The organism is Bacillus sp. MM2020_4 (assembly GCF_011250555.1).
Lineage (GTDB): Bacteria > Bacillota > Bacilli > Bacillales > Cytobacillaceae > Neobacillus.
On the sequence record NZ_JAANMZ010000067.1, the window covers coordinates 1 to 16,343 of the forward strand.

14 protein-coding genes are annotated in these 16,343 nt (G+C 41.4%); all 14 read left to right on the forward strand.

Features of this window, described 5'->3' with window-relative positions; all coding sequences use genetic code 11:
* The first annotated feature begins 493 nt into the window (after window positions 1-493).
* The gene (locus G6554_RS23855; RefSeq protein ID WP_166246555.1) at window positions 494-1,984 is read left to right on the forward strand and encodes a carboxylesterase/lipase family protein; all 1,491 of its coding nucleotides are present in this window, start codon (window positions 494-496) and stop codon (window positions 1,982-1,984) included.
* 18 nt (window positions 1,985-2,002) lie between these two features.
* A complete protein-coding gene (locus tag G6554_RS23860) occupies window positions 2,003-3,589 on the forward strand; it encodes an ABC transporter substrate-binding protein (RefSeq protein WP_166246557.1) in 1,587 nt (528 codons plus the stop codon).
* 60 nt (window positions 3,590-3,649) lie between these two features.
* Window positions 3,650-4,594, forward strand: coding sequence for an ABC transporter permease (locus G6554_RS23865; protein ID WP_166246559.1), 945 nt, complete (start codon window positions 3,650-3,652; stop codon window positions 4,592-4,594).
* Between the two features lie 14 nt (window positions 4,595-4,608).
* On the forward strand, window positions 4,609-5,448 hold the full coding sequence (locus G6554_RS23870) for an ABC transporter permease (protein ID WP_166246561.1): 840 nt from the start codon (window positions 4,609-4,611) through the stop codon (window positions 5,446-5,448).
* An 18-nt stretch (window positions 5,449-5,466) separates the two neighbouring features.
* Window positions 5,467-6,468: an ABC transporter ATP-binding protein gene (locus G6554_RS23875; RefSeq protein ID WP_166246563.1), complete on the forward strand. Its 1,002-nt coding sequence runs from the start codon at window positions 5,467-5,469 to the stop codon at window positions 6,466-6,468.
* Window positions 6,465-7,469, forward strand: coding sequence for an ABC transporter ATP-binding protein (locus G6554_RS23880; RefSeq protein ID WP_166246565.1), 1,005 nt, complete (start codon window positions 6,465-6,467; stop codon window positions 7,467-7,469). The genes G6554_RS23875 and G6554_RS23880 overlap by 4 nt, the downstream gene beginning before the upstream one ends.
* 85 nt (window positions 7,470-7,554) lie before the next feature.
* Window positions 7,555-8,736 (forward strand): CaiB/BaiF CoA transferase family protein, encoded by a 1,182-nt coding sequence (locus tag G6554_RS23885; protein WP_166246567.1) that lies wholly within the window; start codon window positions 7,555-7,557, stop codon window positions 8,734-8,736.
* A 97-nt stretch (window positions 8,737-8,833) separates the two neighbouring features.
* A complete protein-coding gene (locus G6554_RS23890) occupies window positions 8,834-9,577 on the forward strand; it encodes an SDR family oxidoreductase (protein ID WP_166246569.1) in 744 nt (247 codons plus the stop codon).
* Window positions 9,578-9,654: 77 nt separating this feature from the next.
* Complete coding sequence (locus G6554_RS23895; protein WP_166246571.1) at window positions 9,655-10,515, forward strand: helix-turn-helix domain-containing protein; 861 nt, start codon at window positions 9,655-9,657, stop codon at window positions 10,513-10,515.
* Window positions 10,516-10,556: 41 nt separating this feature from the next.
* The gene (locus G6554_RS23900; protein ID WP_166246573.1) at window positions 10,557-11,789 is read left to right on the forward strand and encodes a CaiB/BaiF CoA transferase family protein; all 1,233 of its coding nucleotides are present in this window, start codon (window positions 10,557-10,559) and stop codon (window positions 11,787-11,789) included.
* A 60-nt stretch (window positions 11,790-11,849) separates the two neighbouring features.
* Window positions 11,850-12,575, forward strand: coding sequence for a beta-ketoacyl-ACP reductase (locus G6554_RS23905; RefSeq protein WP_166246575.1), 726 nt, complete (start codon window positions 11,850-11,852; stop codon window positions 12,573-12,575).
* A 196-nt stretch (window positions 12,576-12,771) separates the two neighbouring features.
* On the forward strand, window positions 12,772-13,794 hold the full coding sequence (locus G6554_RS23910) for a hypothetical protein (RefSeq protein ID WP_166246577.1): 1,023 nt from the start codon (window positions 12,772-12,774) through the stop codon (window positions 13,792-13,794).
* 75 nt (window positions 13,795-13,869) lie between these two features.
* Complete coding sequence (locus G6554_RS23915; RefSeq protein ID WP_166246579.1) at window positions 13,870-15,243, forward strand: M20/M25/M40 family metallo-hydrolase; 1,374 nt, start codon at window positions 13,870-13,872, stop codon at window positions 15,241-15,243.
* A complete protein-coding gene (locus G6554_RS23920; protein WP_166246581.1) occupies window positions 15,237-15,998 on the forward strand; it encodes a gamma-glutamylcyclotransferase family protein in 762 nt (253 codons plus the stop codon). The genes G6554_RS23915 and G6554_RS23920 overlap by 7 nt, the downstream gene beginning before the upstream one ends.
* Window positions 15,999-16,343: the final 345 nt, after the last annotated feature.

The following is a 16,343-nucleotide window of genomic DNA, read 5'->3' on the forward strand; positions in this document are numbered from 1 at the left end:
GATTAATTGATGGATATCAATTGTTATATATTATTCGAGTGTTTCACACTAGCTAAAGGTGGTGAGAAAAACGTAAAGGTTTACATTTCACTAGCAAAATAAACTGTAAACGCTTCATTTTTAGTTTGTGAAAGAAAGATAAGGACTCACGCACTGTTCCGCTACTATTACCTCAAAAGAAACTGCACAAGCATTCTACCAAAGCGTCATGCCGCTATTTCATTCTCGGAAATTTGAAACATTCAAACAAAAAAGCGCCAGCAACGCTCTATATCTCGATTGGATAACCTTCGCTCAGAATTTCAAGTAACACATATGCTACAAGGAAGCCGACGTTGGAAAAAGTAGCAATACATATGGATTTTGTGGATCGCCTCTATGTAAAAAAGGTGACGTAAGTCCAATTCTTTTTCTAAATTGTCAAAATGATCCGACTGAAAACTGGTGGGTCATGGGCCCAATTCGTTATTCAGTAAAGTAGGGGAGGAATAAAATGTCAGTGGTCTTAGCAAAAACCCGCTTTGGTATGGTGGAAGGGATACGAGAGGGAGAAATTTGCATTTGGAAAGGTATTCCTTATGCGGCACCACCGATTCATTCTCTCCGATTTCGTGCACCACAGCCACCAGAATCTTGGCTAGGGGTGAGGGAAGCTAAAAAATTTGGTCCAGCATCACTTCAATCCGAAAGCCTAGCAATGAAGTTTTTAGGTGACTCGCCAACGAATACAAGTGAAGATTGTTTATATCTCAATATTTGGTCACCAGGTTCAGATACTAAACGGCGGCCTGTAATGGTTTGGATCCATGGAGGTTCATTTATGTATGGGTCTGGTTCAAGCCATTTATATGACGGAAAATCATTTGCGGAACAAGGAAATGTGGTTATCGTCACACTCAATTATCGTCTTGGTGTTTTTGGATTTCTTCATTTAAGCGATATGGGGGGTGAAGCCTATCGAGGTTCAGGAAACTGCGGACTCCTCGACCAAGTGGCTGCATTAAAATGGGTCAAAGAAAATATCGAAGCCTTTGGCGGAGATCCAAATAATATCACGATTTTTGGTGAATCTGCGGGAGCTGTCAGTGTGGGTAATCTTTTATCCATGCCAATTGCAAAAGGGCTTTTTCATAAAGCCATCCTGCAAAGTGGCACTGCTAGATGTAAGGTTCCCGTTGAAAAAGCAAATGAAATGACGGAACAACTTCTCTCAGAACTTCAGGTGAATCCAAAAGACCTGTCAGAATTAGAAAAGATTCCAGGAGAAACTATTTTAAAGGCTATTAACATCTTTCCACGAACGGCATTTGGCCCTGTTGGGGATGGAATAAACATGTCCGCCAATCCGGAAAAAGTCCTGGATGAAGGCTTTGCAAGCGATATTCCTGTATTAGTCGGTACAACTAAGGATGAATCACTCCTTTTTACCCATTTCGATCCCATGTGGGAACAAATGGATCAAAGTACATTGCAGAATTTTTTCGAACTTTCATTCCACCCCTATTGGAAGAATGTATCCCAATATGTATGGCAAGGTAAGGAGGTAAATCGGTCACTCTATGAAGATGCCATGACCCACTATGTATTTACAGTTCCGGCCTATTTTTTCTGTGCTAGTCAAGCAAGACTTGGGGCTCCTGTGTGGATGTACCGATTTGACTATGAAAGTAGCGTATCCGATGGAGATTTAAAGGCATTTCATGCACTTGAGATTCCTTTTGTCTGGAATAACCTGCGTAATAAAGAAACGGAGAATATGACAGGAAATGATCCTCATCGGTACAAACTAGCTGAACAGATGCACCTGGGATGGATTGCTTTTGCGCATCATGGTGATCCGAATATAACGGAATTACCTAATTGGCCGAAATACGATTTGGAAAACAGAGCAACAATGCTTTTTCATACAACATGTAAGGTTGTACATGATCCTGAGCGTCAAAAACGATTGAACTGGGAACAAGTCTTTCAAAATAGTAAATAAATAGGGGGATTTGCAAGAATGCCAAAATTAAAGAAAAGTTTTCAAGCTATCCTATTGCTTTTAGTTGCTTTGACGATGGTATTGGCAGGATGTAATAGTTCAGAAAGTTCGACCTCTGAAAGTTCAACCTCTAAAGGAAGTACCCCTTCAGACAATGCATCAAAGGGGAAGCCGCAAAGAGGTGGAGCCATTACGGTTGCATATGTGGCGGATGTTACAAACTTTGATCCTATTAAAGGAACGACGGGTAATGACCATTCATTGTTATGGCCCATATATGACACACTCGTAACATTCACCCCTGATTTGAAGCCTGAACCAGGGTTAGCTGAATCTTGGGATATTCCAGATGACAAGACATTGATTCTTCATCTTAGAAAGGGCGTAACCTTCCAAGATGGGACGAACTTCGATGCAGAAGCGGTCAAATTTAATATAGAACGCGTCAATTCAGCCGATTCACAAGTCAGTGATTTAAAGAGTATCGAAAGTGTGGAAGTTGTTGACGAACAGACAGTAAAACTTCATTTAGCTAAGCCTGATTCTTCTGTTTTGCTAGCCTTAACGGATCGCGGTGGAATGATGGTTTCTCCAGCAGCTGTAAATAAGTATGGTGCAGATTACGCCCAACATCCTGTGGGAGCTGGTCCATTCAAAGTGACTAATCATGTTCCAAATGGCCAGATTGACTACGAAGCAAATAAGGATTACTGGAAAGAGGGCCAGCCGTACCTTGATAAAATAACGGTAAAAGTCATTCCTGATGCCAATTCACAAGTCAATGCCTTGAAAACGGGTCAAGTTGATTTTGTTCCGGGAGTGCAAGCACAGATGATTCCTTCATTAGAGAAAAACCCTAAAGTGGTCTTAAGTACAGAACAAACTTTAGGTCTCAACATGCTTTATCTCAAAACAAATGTGGAACCGTTTAATAACCAAGCGGCCCGCTTAGCTGTATTATATGGAATTGATCGTAACGAAATCATTAATGCGATTAACTTTGGTCAAGGGGAAGCCACCGCTCAGCCATTCCCTAAAGGGTATTGGGCACATGACCAAGGGATCACCATCAAGTATGACCCTGAAAAAGCAAAGCAGCTCCTAAAGGATGCCGGTCTTACCAATGTTTCGTTCACGCTCGTAACGTATCCAATTGATTATTGGACGAGGTTAGCCAATGCCATTAAAGGACAACTGGAAAAAGTGGGCATAACCGTAAAGATCGAGCCATTAGAAGCAAATGCAGCTGTACAAAAGTTTATGACGGATAAAGACACGGATGCGCTGACAGGGAACTGGTCAGGACGGCCAGACCCACAAATGACGATTAATAGTTTGTACTCAAAAGATAGCTTTTATAATCCTGGAAAGCTTTCTACACCAGAATTGGAATCCCTTATTTCAGAAGCTGCCGGCACGTATGATCAGGATAAACGGGGAGAGCTGTATGGAAAAATCATTAACGAGGCGATCATCCAACAAGGATTCTCAATTCCATTATTCTCCGGGTCGATCACACATGCAATGGACAAGAAAATCAAGGGCTTTGAGCCAAACTTGTTAGGAAAGCCGATCTTCTCACAGCTTTGGGCAGATCAAAAATAATTTGAATGGTGAAGTGGGATTTCTATCCTACTTCACTCTCTTTTACAAAGGAGGGTAAACATGTTTTTGAAATTTCTGCTGCGCCGCCTGCTCTATGTTATCCCGATGCTGTTTTTTACCACCTTTTTGGTATTTTCGTTAATTTTATTAATACCAGGTGATCCAGTCCTCGCCATGCTTGGTGATAGTGCCACGCATGAAAAAGTGATAGAATTGCGCAGCCAATTAGGACTTGATCAACCAGTTATCCTCCAATATTTTCATTGGCTAAATCATGCGATTCATGGGGATTTAGGGAGATCCATTTTTACAGGTCAACTTGTGGATGAAGCTATCATGCATACTCTTTTTGTTACCATTCAACTAGTTGTGGTGGGAATGATTTTTGCCATTGCTGGCGGGATGTTTTTTGCTATTACCTCGATCTATTTCCCAAATAGCTGGATGGATTATGTGGCGCGTTTCTTTGGCACTTTAGGGACAGCGATACCGAACTTTTTAGTTGCTATGGTCCTCATCATCCTTTTTAGCCTAACACTTAATTGGTTTCCGGCCATTGGATTTACCAGTATTACAGATGGACCTGGATTGTTCTTAAAATCTATTATTCTCCCAGGCTTTTCCATGAGTTTAGCCGGGATTGCCATCATTACACGGCATTTGCGCTCCTCATTGATGGAAACAATGGATGCAGAATTTGTTCGTACGGCCTATTCAAAAGGGGCGACCCGTTATCGGGCCATATTTAAACATGCGCTCCAGAACGCTATGGTACCAGTTATCACAACGATTGGTCTCATGTTTGGCAACGCGTTAGGAGCGACGGTTGTGGTTGAAAGTATTTTTGCTATTCCAGGAATGGGGCAGCTTGCTGTCAATGCCATTGAACAGCGTGACTTCACAATGGTCCAGGGTGTTGTCCTTGTCATGATTGTGATGGTTATCGTCATTAACTTTATTACAGATATTGTTTATGCGCTGTTAGATCCAAGAATCGAATATTAGAGAGGATTAAGAGGATGAGTTTTAAAACAATCTTTAAACGATTAATGGCCGAAAGACTTGCCTTTGCCAGTTTTATCTTTCTTGCCCTACTTACCATTATGGCCATTTTGGCACCATTTATTGCACCCTACGAGCCTTTCAAACAAGATTTATCACAGGTCATGTCGCCGCCTAGTGCTAAGCATTGGCTGGGTACAGACGGATTGGGATCTGATATTTTTAGTCAACTGCTAGTAGGTTCACAGACTGCGATTAAGGCAGCCTTGTTCTCGATTATGATTCCCCTTTTTATTGGAGTACCTTTGGGGATTTTAAGCGGGTATTTTGGCGGTATGATCGATGATATTTTTATGCGGATTGTAGATGCGATCATTGCCATTCCGGCCATTATCCTTGCTTTGGGCATTACAAGCGCCTTAGGTGTTAACCTTTGGAATGCGATGATGGCGATTGGGGTTGTCTTTACCCCACAATTTGCCAGGCTGGCCAGAGGACAGACCCTGCAAATACGTTCAGAGCCATATGTGGAGGCGGCCAAAATTTCTGGGGCGGGATCTGTATGGATAATGGTTAAACATATTATTCCAAATATCTCACCACCCATTGTTGTTCAAGCGTCCTTTAATCTCAGTATTGCGATTCTGATTGAAACCACGCTTAGCTTTCTTGGTTTGGGCGCCCAGCCTCCCGATGTAAGCTGGGGGAGTTTGATTCAGCAAGGCTACAGCTTGATTGACGTGAATCCATGGATGATGGTTTACCCTGGGATTGCCATCCTGTTTACCATCTTGGCTGGGAATTTTCTCGGTGACGGTTTAAGGGTAGCGCTCGATCCAAAACAAAAAACATCGTAACAAAGGGGGAGAGACCATTTGAATGCAGATACACCAATACTGGAAGTCCATCAACTAAAAGCATACATCCCGTCCCCAAAAGGAGAGATTAAGCCGGTCGATGATATTTCTTTTTCTATTAAGAAAGGTGAGATTGTAGCCTTAGTGGGTGAATCAGGAAGTGGGAAGAGTGTTTCTTCTCTTTCTATTATGGGATTAAATGCTGGTGCCATCAAATATCGTTCGGAAAGCTCTATCCTGTTTGAAGGCCGAGATATCTTGAAATTAAAAGAAAAGGAATTACAAAAAATTCGTGGAAATGACATTGCGATGATTTTCCAGGATCCTATGTCTTCCCTGAATCCAGTCCACCCGATTGGGAAACAAATAGCTGAATCGATTGTTCTTCATAAAAAGGTAAGCTATCGAGAAGCGAAAAAAATAGCCTTGGAGCTGCTGAATAAAGTCGGTATTCCTGATGCGGAAAGGCGTCTCAATGATTACCCACATCAATTATCCGGTGGAATGAGGCAAAGAGCCATGATTGCCATCGCGCTTGCCTGCAATCCGAAACTCCTCATCGCTGATGAACCGACAACGGCCCTTGACGTGACGATACAGTTGCAAATCTTAAATCTTTTACGAGAAATACAGAAGGAATTTGGCATCTCGATTCTATTAATCACACATGACCTTGGGGTGGTAGCTGAAACTGCTGACCGTGTGCTAGTCATGTATTGCGGAAAAATTGTCGAGGAAGGCACAGTGGAGGAAATCTTTGAAAATCCCGGACATCCTTATACAAAGGGGCTAATGGATAGTATTCCATCATTATACGGGCCCTCAAAGGAAATATTGGATGCGATTCCAGGGGTTGTGCCAAATCCGCTTGAATTGCCAAATGGCTGTAACTTCGTGACACGCTGTGCATTTGCAACGGAAAAATGTCACGAAGTATCTCCTGCATTGAAAAAACATTCAACAGGGAACCGTGTTTCCTGTTGGAATCCACTCACCATGGAAGGGGTTGGGGGAAGATGACAGAAAATCAGCCGCTTTTGACACTTAAAGGCATCAAAAAACACTTTCCAGTTGGAAGTGGGCTCTTTGGTAAAAAAAATCAATTTGTAAAAGCTGTGGATGGAATCGATCTTAAAATTTATCCCGGTGAAACCGTGGGTTTGGTGGGAGAGTCTGGATGCGGGAAATCAACCATAGGAAGAATGGTTGTGGGGCTTTCAGAGCCGACAGCTGGGGACATCTATTTTGAAGGAAGGAAACTTTCTGAATATAAGAGCAAAAAAGAATTGGGGAAGAATCTGCAGATGATTTTCCAAGATTCCTATTCTTCACTTAATCCCAGGATGACGGTCGCGGATATTATTGCTGAGCCTCTAGTCCTTCATAAAGTGGGAACAAAAAAAGAACGAAGGAAAAGGGTCGATGAACTACTGGAAAGAGTAGGTCTGGCCGCCTATCATGGCAGCAGGTACTCGATTGAATTTTCAGGGGGACAAAGACAAAGAATTGGGATTGCCCGCTCCCTTGCCTTACAGCCAAAATTGATTGTCTGTGATGAGCCCGTCTCTGCATTGGACGTTTCCATCCAAGCCCAAATCTTAAATCTATTAAAAGAAATTCAAAAAGACATGGGCCTATCCTATCTATTTATCGCCCACGGGATCCAAGCCGTCAAGCATATCAGTGATAAAATAGCCGTCATGTATTTAGGCAAAATTTCAGAATTCGCGGAGAAAGAGGAATTATTCGCAAACCCTCATCATCCATATACAAAGGCATTGTTATCAGCCGTACCGATCGCTAATCCCAAATTGCGGGACAGGGAGCGGATTATTCTAAAAGGAGACTTGCCAAGTCCTGCAAACCCTCCAACAGGCTGTCGTTTCCATACACGTTGTCCTGTAGCAATGGAAAAATGTAAGAGCATAAATCCAAGTCTAATCCATACCTCAAAAGATAGTCTGACTGCTTGTTTATTGTATGAGGAAGAAGTATCTGTGACAAATAAGATGATTATGTAACCAGCATGAGTCATTCGCAATTGATAGATTTAGTAAATAACGCCATTGAAATGCTTGGAAAAGGCTATGGAAAGGGGTTAATGGATTGTCAGAAAATAATATTTTACAAGGAATTCGGGTAATCGATGCATCTACAGTCTTGGCAGCACCTTTAATAGCCAACTTGCTTGGTGATTTCGGAGCAGAAGTGATTAAGATTGAACAACCAGGGAAAGGGGATCAAACCCGTCATTTTGGAGAAGGCACATGGAAGGTGACCAATAGAAACAAGAAAGCGATTACATTAGATTTTAACCAAGAAGAAGGAGTTCAACTCTATTATCAACTCGTCTCCAAGGCTGATGTGGTGATTACCAATTTCAGGCCTGAAACGTTAAGAAGATGGAATATTGATTACGCGGATTTAGTAAAAGTAAAAGAAAATCTGGTCATGATTCATTTCTCGGCATTTGGAAGAAATGGACCATACGCTGAAAAACCGGGGTTTGCTAGGGTGGCTGAATCGTTCTCAGGATTAACCTACATGACTGGTTACCCAGATCGGAAGCCCATTTTTTCAGGTTATCCCATCGCCGATGCAATGGGAGGGGTTTATGGTGCGTTTTCTGTCATGCTAGCCCTTTATCACTATAAGCAGACAGGAGTAGGCCAACTAATTGATTTATCCTTATATGAACCACTGGTACGAGTGATGGAGAACTACATCGTGGATTATGATCTTGAGGGGAAAATTCCTGAACGGAGAGGGACGTATAATCCTGTTGTTGCCCCAAATGATCTATATGATACAAAAGATCATAAATGGATTGTCATACCCGCATCGACCCAAAATATTTTTGAAAGATTAATGACCGCCATCGGACATCCAGAATTAGTGAATGATCCAAGATTTCTCACCAATCAATTACGAGTAAGAAATCGCGATGAATTAGACGAATATCTCCATTCATTCTTTTCGGAACACACACTTGAATATTCACGCCAACGCTTGGAAAAGCACGGAGTTGCTTATTCAACCGTAAATTCAGTTGCTGACCTATATCATGATCCACATGTGCGAGAAAGAGAAAATATTATTTCAGTTTTTGATTATGCCCTTAATAAGGATATAAAAATGCAGGGGATCGTACCCAAGTTTTCAAAGACACCAGGGCAAGTCAAATGGGCTGGGGCTCCTTTAGGGTGGCATAATAACGAGATTTATCAAGGCTTACTCAATCTATCTGATGATGACTTTCATCACTTGGTACAACTTGGTGTCATCTAAAATAAACAGGAATAGGGTCTTAGCGACAAAGATGATCACATGCACGGCAGCCCCGAAGCTCGTGGAGGCAAAGTTATATATATAGGAGGTTATGAACATGGGGAAATTGTCAGGAAAATACGCGATTGTTACAGGAGGCGGGAAAGGGATCGGTGAATCAATCGTCAAACGCTTTTTGGAGGACGGTATTGAAGGCGTAGCGGTACTCGAATATGATGTTGGGCTCGTGGAAAGAATGATTTCGAACCTCGGTGAAATCAGTAATAAGGTCTTGCCTATTAGGTGTGATGTCTCCAACGAAGCACACGTAAGCACCGCTGTTTCCCAAGTTGTTGAACGGTTTGGCACGGTGGACATCCTCGTCAATAATGCTGGTATCACAAGGGACAGTATGTTCCACAAGATGGCGGATGAAGCTTGGGATGCTGTGATAAATGTGAATCTCAAGGGTGCCTACCACCTTTGTAAATACGTCATCCCGATTATGCGGAATCAGTCGTATGGAAGAATCGTCAATATCTCATCGGTTTCTGCCTTTGGTAATGCAGGCCAAGCGAATTACGCCGCCTCAAAAGCGGGATTGATTGGATTTTCAAAAACGCTGGCGAAGGAAGGCGGTCCCAAAAATATTACCGTGAACTGTGTTGCTCCCGGATATATTGAAACGGATATGTACCATCATGTTCCGGAAGAAATCATCGCTGAACATATGAAACTGATCCCGTTAAGAAGGCTTGGACAACCAAATGAAGTCGCTAGTGCCGTATCCTTCCTCTCCAGTGATGATGCCAGTTTCATTTCGGGTCATTGCCTCATCTTAAGCGGTGGTGCTACAACTTGATGAACCGATCGAGAGGAATTTGAGAGGAGGGTCAAGAAATAGTATAGTACTAAAATGATAGTAAGGTGATTAAATAGATGAACAAGCATATGATCAATATACTTTGGCTTGCCAAAAGTGAATATCCGTCAGGTAGTAGTCTCATCCCTCATAAACATGAGTACTTTCAGATTTACTATGTCATTAGCGGAGAAGGAGATTTTATCGTAGGGAATGAATCCGTGAAACTGGGGCGGGGGATGTATCTTTTTACCAGACCGAATGATATCCACGGTATAACTGATACGCGAGAGGTAGACGGAAAGCCGCTACGAATGCTGGAAGCAAAGTATGTTGTTTTTGATAACGAGTTTGAAGAAAGGCTTAACCAGATTCCAATTGTATGCCAAGGATCAGATACGATTGAAGAAATGCTTGAGTTGGTCTTTAAAGAAGGAATTGACACACTTCCCTGGTATCTAGAAATCGCCACACATACATTGATTGCAGCTCTTTACTATATGATTCGATTTCAAAGAATTGAGATATCGGCAAATCCCCGAAAGTCAAAAGTGGTGGAGCAAATAAAAGAGATGATCCAACAAAATTATAAGATTGAAATTTCATTGGACCACCTTGCACAGTTCGTCGGTCATAGCAAAAATTATATTTGCAAAACATTTAAGGAAAATACCGGTATGACCATCAATCTCTATCTAAATAAAGTAAGAATTGATAAAGCCGCAGAGTTATTGGTTAACACCAATTTGGATATTGCAGAAATTAGTACTGATGTCGGCTACAACAACATCTATCATTTCATCAAGACGTTTAAAAAAATTGTCGGTACATCTCCTGGGAACTTCCGCAAAAATGAACTTAGTGGCAATGCACTTGTGAGTTCTAAAGTGAGGGCGATTGCTACGATTCCGGCTCAGCAAACGAGGAATGATGTATAACTATTCTGATAGATTATCATTTGAAAAATGAGGTGAAATTTATGACCGTTCTAACTGGAGTAAGAGTGTTGGATTTAACCCATTATATTGCTGGACCTTATTGTGGCCAATTACTTGCTGATTATGGTGCTGATGTCATAAAGATTGAACGACTGGAAGGGGAAGTGGGAAGAACATCTGCCCCGTTGCATGACGATATTAGTTTGTATTTTGCCTCAGAAAATCGGAATAAACGATCGATTTCCTTAGACTTGAAAAGTTCAAAAGGGAAAGAGATACTCCTTCGCTTAGTTGAAACGGCGGATGTCCTAGTCACCAATTATGGTGCCAATGTACCCGAAAAATTAGGCTTTAGTTATGAAACCATTTCCGCCATTAATCCGAAAATTAGCATGGTCCATATTACTGGATTCGGGTCAACGGGCCCTTACCGGGATTACGGTGCCTATGATGGCGTTATACAGTCCATGAGCGGATTAGCTGAATTAACAGGACATCCTGATGGCCCACCGACCTATGTCGGATTTTTTATCGCTGATCATATCGCGGGACTGCAGGCCACTTTAGGGACCATGTTAGCCTTGTTTCATAAGGAAAGAACGGGAAAAGGCCGCTTGGTGGATATAAGCATGCTTGATGGTTTGGTTTCATTATTAGGGTTTAGCGTCGCCGAATCCAAACTGCATGGAATCAATCAACAAAGGTGGGGAACGAGTGATCGTTTTCAATATTCGAAAGCGTTTCCGACAAAGGATGGATATGTATTTTTAGGAGCCTATATAAATGCACCTGAAAAAAAGTGGAGCGAATTGGCTAAATTAATTGGTAAAAGTGAATGGAGTCAACGTCATTCGCCATTCTACACGGAAGAGGGAAGATTCAAAAACAGAGAAAATATGGATAAAATCATTGCGGAATGGACCATTCAACATACAAAAGAGGAAGCTTTTCAACTTTTACAACAAAAGGGTATTGCCAGCAGTCCAGTAAATAACTTAGAGGAAGTAATCAAAAATCCACAAATCCAACACAGAGAAATGATTCGGACTATACCTATTGGCGATACGGATGTGCCTGTTCCAGGCCTTGCGATAAAGCTACCAGGAAATCCTGTAAATGAGTTTACCATTCCTCCATCTCTCGGTGAACATTCCGAGGAGATTTTAGCGCACTTGGGCTATTCTGAAAAGGAAATCGAGGATTTTATCGCAAACCATATTGTAACGGTTGAACCAAATAATAACCCGTCACATCAACTGAATGCAAAGTCATAATCATAATGATGATAGAAGGCATAGGGCCTTGTTAGGGGCATCTGTGAGAAGGGGGATCTTATGAAACTTGAAGGGAAAGTTGCTATCATAACTGGTGGTGCTGGAGGACTTGGAAAAGAAACGTGTCTGTTGTTTTCTAGTGAAGGCGCCCATGTTGTGGTCGCAGATTATCATAAGAATTTAGCGGAGGAAACTGCAAGAGAAATTAACGGCTTGGGATTGGGTGTGGATGTTTCACAACGTTGCCAAGTGGATAGGATGGTCAACGAGGTATTAGAGCAATATGGGAAAATTGATATCTTGATTAACAATGCAGGTATCACACAGGATTCCACCCTGGTAAAAATGACGGAGGAGCAATGGAATCAGGTGGTATCCATTAATCAAACGGGTGTCTTCCATTGTACCCAGGCTGTTGTCCCCCATATGGTGAAAGAGGGGTTCGGCAAAATTATCAATACGAGCAGTATAGTGGGAAGAATGGGAAATTTTGGGCAAACCAATTATGCCGCAACGAAAGCAGCCGTTATTGCCATGACTCAAACGTGGGCAAAAGAGCTTGGTCGAAAAGGAATTAATGTGAATGCTGTGGCGCCAGGCTTTATCATGACCCCAATGACAGAAAAAATGCCTGAAAAGGTTCTTACCGGAATGAAAGAGAAAGTATCCCTTCAACGGCTGGGAACTCCAAGAGATATCGCCAATACTTATTTATTCTTAGCCAGCGATGATGCCAGTTATATAAATGGAGCTGTTATCCCCGTAGATGGAGGACTTTCTATATAAAAGTAGTTTGATATTATTTTTAGACAGGTAATGTGAGTTCATTCATGAAGAAAGATAAACAGTGTTACTACAAATTCGGATTTTAGTAGGCACTCTCCTGCAAAATTATCCATTCATCTAGCTGGAACAACATGGTAAACTATTTGTACATGTATATTCAATGTTTGGATTGAAGCCCGTATTGGAGGAGAGGTATGTGCATTATCGAGAAAAGACAATAGAAGAATTAGAGGATTTGGAACAAAAGCTACATGATCAAGAAGACAATAACGGCCATTCAAATTACGCTGCAAAAATAGGGCTTTATAAGGAAATGGTTCGAAGGTTGCAACCGCTTGTCCGAAAAAATAACAAGGAATATTCACACACGTTGAATTATGTAAAAAAGAAGCTAATTTACAATCTTATTCATTACGGAACCTATTTGAAAACCGAATATCAAAAAGACGACCACTTAGCTGCAAAGTGTTTGGAAGAGGCGTTGAAATATGATGATACAAACATGATTGCTGCCTACCGTCTTGGATTTTTATCCTATAAGAAACTTCAGTATTCCCAAGCCATACACTATTTTGAGCAAGCTTTAACAAATCAAAAATACCATAAAGACCATCCGTATCAATTAAACAACCAACAAGTGATTCATGCACACTTATATTTAACCAATAGTGCCTTCAAGATTGCAGAGGCAACCTATGCAGAAATGAAACTATTACCAGTAGCGGAAAATCAAAAAATCCCCATTCCAGAGATTTCCTCGTTTTTTATAAATATGGAGGAAAATGAAGATTATTTACAGAGACATGCATTTTATCAGGTAAGCAATGAAGGAAAAACAACCTGTTCGAAGGTAGAATGTGAGGAACTCATTCAATCTCAGCCAGCCAATACCATCATTATCTATTATAGTGATCGAACGATTACCGCATTTTTTGAAGGAGAAGAAGCTTCCCTAACCCAAGAACAAGCTAATATGTTAAGGTATTTTCTCATAAAAAGTTCCGAAGACCATCCGGTGACAAGGAATGCTTTTTCTGTCGTTGAAACGATCAAACAAAATACATTTATTCAATCGGTCAACAGATTGAAACACAGATTAATCAATTGTGGTTTTCCCCCATTATTCCAAACGAAAAGGCATCAAGGAGAAACCGCTTACTATTTTACCGGGTCCTGTCGATTCTATCTGATGTATCGGGTGGATGAAGAAATTGAATAAGAAACCAACGTGATGACAGGGGTGTCATCGCGTTTTTTATATACTGAAACCATCAAGAAAAGAGGAGATGGTCAAATGAAAAGCTGGAATCAATTATTCATACGTCATGGTTTTATCGTAACGGAGGTGCGTCCGAACATCTTCGATTGTCGAAATGAAACAGAAGTGAACCTGGCATTTTTGCAGGAATCTTTGGAAGAACTATCGATTTCATTTACGTTATCACAAGGAGTGTTGTCCCTTACCAGTCCTGTTGTTGAGGAAGATCGGTGGGTAGAAATCGTTGATAATAACCATCGAGGACGGGGAGAAGATTTATGGTTTCGTCCGGGTCAAGACCAACCGAAGGTAAAGGAACTTGATACGTATATAGCTGGCATGGTAAGACAGCTGAATCGGCTTGGTTTTTTCACAGAAGGCAGCTGTGATGGACACAACCGAAGGAATCCGACCATTGGTTTTATCAGGCAAGTGAATGTAGAAGCTGTAATGGAGCTATTATTGGCAGTGGGAATCCCCCATATTTTTAAGAGAAATCGGTTCCTGAATTTGAGGATTCAAAGGAATTTACTGCTTGATATCACGGAAAACCTTTCCTACATTCAGAAAGATTGGCTAGAAAAAGGAATAGAATTTATCCGTAAACAGTTCTTTTTTAAACGCTTGGAAGAACTTCTATCGATTGAAGGAGAAAGTGGCAATGAAACAGAAATACGCCAAGTCGTGAAGGAGGCATTATGTCATCATGTTGATTATGTAACAGTTGATCAAGCAGGGAATATTCTTGCACAAAAAACATATGGTACCGGACACGGACCAACACTGTTACTGAATGCCCACCTTGATACAGTAGAACGGATTGAACCTGGTAGAACAATCGTAAAAAATGGCTCCATATGGTCAAGTGACAAAGGAATTCTGGGGGCGGATGACAGAGCAGGCGTAGCGGTCATGTTGGAGTTAGCACGTCGTTTACAGCCAACCTCATTCAATGGAAAAATAAAATTCATATTTACAGTAGAAGAGGAAATCGGATTAATGGGGGCACGCAGCATCGATGAAACCTTCTTGTGGGATGTAGATGCAGCAATCGTAGTAGACCGTCGTGGTACAGGAGACATTGTCACTTCATGTGGTGGATATGAACCTTTCTGCGATGAATTATATGGCCGTTTCTTTGAGGATTCTGCTAAACGATTGGGCTGGATGGGTTGGAAAACGACTCCTGGTGGAAGCAGCGATACGAGAATTTGGGCATCACATGGTATTCAAAGTGTAAACCTTTCAGCCGGCTATATGAATGAGCATACTTCATTAGAGAGTTTAAATGTCGAAGCCTGTTATAACACGCTTAATTTAATCACTGCGGTCATTCATGACAGCAGAAATTTGCAACGAACCTTAAGGCAAATCGATAGGGTAACAAATGGGAGGAGTGAGGTATGGTGAAACCATATAGAGTATTCGTTTATGGAACTTTAAGGAAAAATGAACGGAATCATCATCTATTGAATGGTGCGACATGTTTAGCAAGACAGTGTTGGACAGTTGGCAAGCTGATAGATTCAGAGTATGGCTACCCATATTTTGTACCTTCGGCTAGTGGCAGGGTTTTCGGAGAGCTTTATCAGGTAGATGAACTCCAGTTGAAGGACCTTGATGTACTCGAGGGATACCATGGCCCTGGTCAAAATAATTACTATCTCCGAACAATGCAGCTTGTTTATAGCGCTACAGAAAGCCAAGAAGCATATGTCTATATTTTACCAAATGAAAAGGTAAACCGAAACCTGAAACAGATAAAGAATGGCGACTGGTGCGTCCATCAATTATGTAAACAAAAACAAGCTATCTATTATTTTGCGTATGGCAGTTGTATGGACGATGCTAGATTCCGAACTGAAGGTGTTGATCACTATTTTAAAAAGGTTATCGGTTGCGGCGTGTTGGATGGTTATTCATTGAAATTTACTAGAAGGTCTCACGACGGAGGCCGAGCAGATATTGTCGAGGAACCTGGCACGGTTGAAGGTAAAGTTTATGAAATTTCACCAAAAGCTCTTCCTTATTTATATGGAAGAGAAGGGGTAAATGCAGGCTGCTACCGGCCTACACTAATCGGAATCACTGTAAACGGTAGGCCTCTCAAAAACGTTCTAACATTTGTCGTGGTCGATAAAGAACCTGAAATAGCGCCGCCATAACATTATGTGGAAGAAATACTTCGAGGTGGGAGCGGATTTCTGAGTACGGACTATATGGAAAAACTAAGAAAAATAGATAAAAAATAAGTAAGGTTCTGCGAGTTTTATAGTAATTCCGGGAATTTTTAAGAGGAAGGAGGTAGTGTCAGTTCGACCCCGACCACCGGTATCTTTAGGTAAAAACCAGTTAATTTAAAAAACGATAGAACACTCACAAATTGATATGCTCCCCTTTAGGTAGACAGATTAAAAAATAAAAATCTGGCTACTTAAGGGGAGTATTTTTTATGTCCAAAAGAGCTTTTTCTGCAGAGTATAAATATGAGGTTCTAAAAGCTTGGGAGG

What these genes read in the sequence shown, in the direction of transcription:
- G6554_RS23870 (WP_166246561.1), top strand. Translation starts at nt 4,609, where the DNA reads ATGAGTTTTAAAACAATCTTTAAACGATTAATGGCCGAAAGACTTGCC.
- G6554_RS23900 (WP_166246573.1), top strand. Translation starts at nt 10,557, where the DNA reads ATGACCGTTCTAACTGGAGTAAGAGTGTTGGATTTAACCCATTATATT.
- G6554_RS23865 (WP_166246559.1), top strand. Translation starts at nt 3,650, where the DNA reads ATGTTTTTGAAATTTCTGCTGCGCCGCCTGCTCTATGTTATCCCGATG.
- G6554_RS23855 (WP_166246555.1), top strand. Translation starts at nt 494, where the DNA reads ATGTCAGTGGTCTTAGCAAAAACCCGCTTTGGTATGGTGGAAGGGATA.
- G6554_RS23920 (WP_166246581.1), top strand. Translation starts at nt 15,237, where the DNA reads ATGGTGAAACCATATAGAGTATTCGTTTATGGAACTTTAAGGAAAAAT.
- G6554_RS23895 (WP_166246571.1), top strand. Translation starts at nt 9,655, where the DNA reads ATGAACAAGCATATGATCAATATACTTTGGCTTGCCAAAAGTGAATAT.
- G6554_RS23890 (WP_166246569.1), top strand. Translation starts at nt 8,834, where the DNA reads ATGGGGAAATTGTCAGGAAAATACGCGATTGTTACAGGAGGCGGGAAA.
- G6554_RS23915 (WP_166246579.1), top strand. Translation starts at nt 13,870, where the DNA reads ATGAAAAGCTGGAATCAATTATTCATACGTCATGGTTTTATCGTAACG.
- G6554_RS23880 (WP_166246565.1), top strand. Translation starts at nt 6,465, where the DNA reads ATGACAGAAAATCAGCCGCTTTTGACACTTAAAGGCATCAAAAAACAC.
- G6554_RS23860 (WP_166246557.1), top strand. Translation starts at nt 2,003, where the DNA reads ATGCCAAAATTAAAGAAAAGTTTTCAAGCTATCCTATTGCTTTTAGTT.
- G6554_RS23905 (WP_166246575.1), top strand. Translation starts at nt 11,850, where the DNA reads ATGAAACTTGAAGGGAAAGTTGCTATCATAACTGGTGGTGCTGGAGGA.